General features: G+C 62.8%; 4 protein-coding genes and 1 pseudogene. 2 read left to right on the top strand and 3 right to left on the bottom strand.

All coding sequences use genetic code 11. The features are described from left to right. Positions 1-419: SIS domain-containing protein (locus VKP01_RS15865; protein ID WP_324414007.1), on the top strand; the 419-nt coding region annotated here is incomplete at its 5' end. Positions 420-484: 65 nt separating this feature from the next. Here VKP01_RS15865 and VKP01_RS15860 read toward each other — a convergent pair. From VKP01_RS15860 to VKP01_RS15850, 3 genes are all read right to left on the bottom strand, one after another. Continuing rightward, positions 485-979 carry a fasciclin domain-containing protein gene (locus VKP01_RS15860; protein WP_324414005.1) on the bottom strand — a complete coding sequence of 165 codons (495 nt, stop codon included), beginning with the start codon at positions 977-979 and terminating at the stop codon, positions 485-487. Positions 980-1,184: 205 nt separating this feature from the next. Then, on the bottom strand, positions 1,185-2,015 hold the full coding sequence (locus VKP01_RS15855; protein ID WP_324414003.1) for a cyclase family protein: 831 nt from the start codon (positions 2,013-2,015) through the stop codon (positions 1,185-1,187). Positions 2,016-2,119: 104 nt separating this feature from the next. Continuing rightward, positions 2,120-3,337: an MFS transporter gene (locus tag VKP01_RS15850; protein WP_324414000.1), complete on the bottom strand. Its 1,218-nt coding sequence runs from the start codon at positions 3,335-3,337 to the stop codon at positions 2,120-2,122. A gap of 848 nt (positions 3,338-4,185) precedes the next feature. On the opposite strand from VKP01_RS15850, the pseudogene VKP01_RS15845 reads away from it, so the two are divergent. Beyond that, a pseudogene (locus VKP01_RS15845) lies at positions 4,186-4,375 on the top strand (hypothetical protein); the annotation flags it as partial.

Below are 4,375 nucleotides of genomic sequence, written 5' to 3'. Positions count from 1 at the left end.
GGCGCGGCCCCTCCTACCCGATGGCGCTCGAAGGTGCTCTCAAGCTCAAGGAAATCTCGTATATCCATGCCGAGGGCTATGCGGCGGGTGAGCTCAAGCACGGGCCGATCGCGCTGATCGACGAGAGCGTCCCGGTCATCGTCGTCGCCCCGCATGACGAGGTTTTTGAAAAGACGATCTCCAACATGCAGGAAGTCGCCGCGCGCGGCGGGCGCATCATCCTGATCACGGATCAAAAGGGTGCCGAGGAGGCCGGGATCGAGACGATGGCAACCATCGTCATGCCCGATGTCGCCCCCATGGTCGCGCCGATCCTCTACGCGCTGCCGGTGCAGATGCTGGCCTATCACACGGCAGTCTTCATGGGGAAGGACGTGGACCAGCCGCGCAATCTGGCCAAATCCGTCACTGTTGAATAGGCGTGAGAGCAGCGCAGCATGTCCGTCCGGGATCAGCCGGACGGACATGGATTGTTCGTTTGCGATCAGTCCGAGGGGAGCATCACCGCATCAATGACGTGTATCACCCCGTTATCGGCCATGACATCGGCTGCGACCACGTTGGCCCCATCCACCATGACGGCGCCGGTATGAGCATCCTTGCTGATCGCCAGCAGACGGTCGCCGGATTCCCTGATCGTGCGAATGTGGATCTCACGGCCGGGGAGCTGGTTTGATGTGAGAACACGCGGCAGCACGTGATAGGACAGGATCGCAGCGAGCTGTTCACGGTTTTCCGGCTGCAGCAAGTCCTCGACGGTACCGTCCGGCAGCGCTGCGAAGGCGTCATCAGTCGGAGCGAAAACGGTGAGATTCTCACCGGTTGCCAGAGCGTCGGCCAGGCCGGCGGCCTGTGCGGCGGCGAGCAGCGTTTCGAAAGTACCCGCTTCCTGCGCGGTTTCGACGATATTATCCGCCATCGCGGCGCCACCCAAGGCCATCCAGGCCGAAACAGCGGTTACCAGGAAAGTCTTTCTCATTGTTTTCCTCCGTTTTCTGATCATCTTCGATCAAGGTAACCAGTCTTACGGAAGAGCAATCTTTTCAGATCGATCACGAGCGCGTGAATATGGCGTCGATTATACCGGGTCAGCGGATTTCTGCTTGCCTCGCGCTGCTCGCCACCGATCGCGCTCCAGCGCGCAACGCCCGGATCTTTCCGGGCGTGCGCTTGGTACCCGACTTTCACAGCATGGCGAAGACGCGGGACGGGCCGCCGGTGCCGCCACGGACCTTTGGTGCACCGAGGACGAGCGTGGCGCCGGTCGCGGGCAGGGCGTCGAGGTTGGCGATGCATTCGAGCCCCCAGCGATTGGTGGGCAACCATTCGTAATGCGTCGCAAAATCCGGTGAAGGGCCGTGATCGAGTGACAGCGTATCGACGGCGATGCCGATAGCGCTGGTCTCCTCGATCAGCATCTGCGCGGCCTCGACATGAAAGCCTGGGAAATGCATGACGCCGTCATCATCGGCGTTGCGGAACTTCGCATCGTTGACAAACGCATCCCAGCCCGAATTCATCGCCACGCAGCAATTTTCCGGGAGTGGGCCATTTTCCGCGATCCAGGCGCGCAGGTCGTCCGGGGTTACCTGTGCATCCGCATCGGCTGCGGCTTTCTCGCGGATATCGACGATGGCGAGCGGGACAACGAGGTTGCTCAGCGGGATTTCCGCGACGCTCTGCCCGTCTTCGGAGAAATGCAGCGGTGCGTCGATATGGGTGCCGGTATGCTCGTTGATGGTGTTCACGTTGAGGTTGAACATGTGTTCATCCCAGGTGAAGACCTCCTCCACGAAGAATTGCTGCTCGCCGAAATAGGTCGGAAATTCCGGGAACAACTCGTGCGTCATGTCCTCGACGCGCATCGCCCCCTGCGCCCGCGCAGCCGGTGCTGCGGCCATGATGCCGCTCGTCGCGGCAGCGGCCGCGACGCTGCCGGTGGCCGCGCGGCGAAACAGATCCCGCCGGCTCATCATCCGGCGCTTGACACTCTCCATCACGCAATGTGTGCACATGATCGACTTCCCCTCGTTACGGCATTGATGCCTTGTGAGGAGGAGTGGAGCGCGATTTTCGAATGAGTGCAAGTATTCGGTTAATCTCGGCAAGAAAATTTATGTTATAACATCGCGGCCTGATGTGTGGCCTGCGGCTTCGGTCGCGCCGGTGCGAACAGATACAGCGCCAACGCTGCGGCAACCAGCAGACCGAAGGCGCCGTATAGCGTGGCGTAGCGCTCGCCCGCATCCAGTCCTGCGCGTTCGCTGGCATTGATGAACTGGCCGGATATCCATTGGATGATGCCCGCGCCGGAGATGAAGACGAAGTTCATGAAGGTCACGCCGCGCCCGATCAGGTGTCGGGGGAAAAACAGGCGTGCATGGGCCATGATGATGCCGTAGGTCAGCCCCGCCGCGCCGATCAGCCCGATCAGTGCCACGCTGGCTGCCGCGCTCTTTGCGCCGAAACCAGCAAGCGCGAGATACGCCCCCGCCGTGACGGCGCTGCCGATGACGGCGGTGCGTTTGGTATCACGGATGAAGCGCTCAAGCGGGCCGTAGGCGAGCGCGCCGATCGACATGGTGATCGCCATCAGCAGCGCCGCATTCCCGGTGGCGGTGACGCTGTAACCATGGACCTGCGAGAAGAAGGGGGCGATCCAGAGGCTGCGCGTGGCGATCACAACGGCATAGCTGACGAAGGTGATGGGCAGGATCAGCCAGAGCGTGCGCAGGCTGACGATCTCGGCGAGACCGGCGATCATTCCGCCGCTGCCGTCGCTGCTGTCGATCCGCTCCGGATCGCGCAGGACGAGAAAGGCGAGCAGCGTGGAGAGCGCTGTGATCGCGGTGATCCCGACCATGCTCCAGCGCCAGCCGAAGAGCTCCACCGCGAGCGCCAGCGGCGTCGTGCCCAGCAGGTTGCCGAGTGCGCCGAGGCCGACGAACAGGGATGTGAACATGGCGAATTTCTCCGCCGCGTGATTGCGCGCGAAGAGAAAGAGGCTGCCCATCAGGATCGCCGAGCAGCCGACCCCGATCGCCGCCATTGCCGTGAGTGCGGAGTAAAACCCCGTCGCAGTCGCCATCAGGCCGCAGCCGATCACGGCGAAGATCATGGTGGCGGCGATAGTGCGGCGCGGGCCGTAGCGGTCAAGCGCATAACCGACGGGGAATTGCGCGAGGGCAAAGGCGGCGAACCAGATCGCGGAGACGGCGCCGAGCTGCGCGGAGTCGAGCGCGAGATCGCGGCTGAGGTCGACGGAGACGATGGCGAGAAAGGCGCGGAAGAACTGGCTGAGCGTGTAGGCGAAGAGCAGCGTCGCAAATATCATCATGATAGGAAAACCCGCCTCGCAATCTCGCGCCGTACTATCGGTCCGACAATGCAGCCTCGCACCCAAAAGGCCAGACGCATCGGCGCGCTTGCGGATTTGGGAAAGCGCCGGGTGCGCCCGATCATGGGCTCAGCGCGGCTGACAGGGGCGCATCAGAACAGCGCGCGGCGGCAAAGCGAGCCCGGAACAAACAGAGGAAACTGTCACCCATGCTGCCGATTTCTACCAGCAGCCGGCCTGATGCAGCGCTCGCCCGGTCTATACATCCACGAGGGAGAGAGGAGCCATGGCGCGGCCTGCATGGAGGGTGTGCCTTCCCCGCCACGAGCGGCATCCGCTCATGCCGAGCGCTCAATGCAGCGCGCTCTCCCCTCTCCCTCCGAGGAGAGCGGCCGGGGGTGAGGGGCGTTGATGATTATGCTTTGCCGTGGATGACGGTCGCGCTTCATCACGCTCGCGCTCTATTCTGATGCGCCCCTCACCCCCAACGCCTCTCCACAGCGGGAGAGGGGAGTCAGGGCGCGCGCTTTATCACGGGTGCGGCCAGTTGTGCGTTGATACAACCAAAACCCCTCTTTCCAATGCCTGATACGTGTTTTACTGTCGCTACAGAGCTGGGCGAATCCGGCTCCGGGGCGTCGAAACCCCTCTCTCGGCGGTCGGTGTCGACCGTATAAAGGCACCTCCTCGACCTTCATGGCCGGGGAGGCGCTGGCGCATGTCCAAGGCTTTGGCCTAAAGGCCAGTGCGGTCGTCCGAGGGCGGCTTTCGAACTCCCCGGTCACCAGAGCGAACCTCTGGTGACCACGCGAACCTGATTTCAGGACCGGTCTTCGGGGAGTTTGAGCATGGACGAGACGACATTCTGGCAGGCGTTGTTCGCCACCTATCAATCGCTGACGGACTGGATCAAGGCGCTGTGGCTGATCATCCCGCCGGTGTTCATTTTCGCCATGACGGCACTTATCCTGCGCGTGCGACGCGCCCCGCCGGAGGCTGATGGCGAACTCGTCTACACCGTGCACCGCGACGCCACCG

Origin of the sequence: Saliniramus sp. (genome assembly GCF_035311605.1) — a bacterium.
Classification (GTDB): domain Bacteria; phylum Pseudomonadota; class Alphaproteobacteria; order Rhizobiales; family Beijerinckiaceae; genus Saliniramus.
Note: the sequence above shows the minus strand (reverse complement) of the source record. Positions and strands in the feature narration are given on the sequence as shown.

What these genes read in the sequence shown, in the direction of transcription:
- VKP01_RS15860 (WP_324414005.1), bottom strand. Translation starts at nt 979, where the DNA reads ATGAGAAAGACTTTCCTGGTAACCGCTGTTTCGGCCTGGATGGCCTTG.
- VKP01_RS15855 (WP_324414003.1), bottom strand. Translation starts at nt 2,015, where the DNA reads ATGTGCACACATTGCGTGATGGAGAGTGTCAAGCGCCGGATGATGAGC.
- VKP01_RS15850 (WP_324414000.1), bottom strand. Translation starts at nt 3,337, where the DNA reads ATGATGATATTTGCGACGCTGCTCTTCGCCTACACGCTCAGCCAGTTC.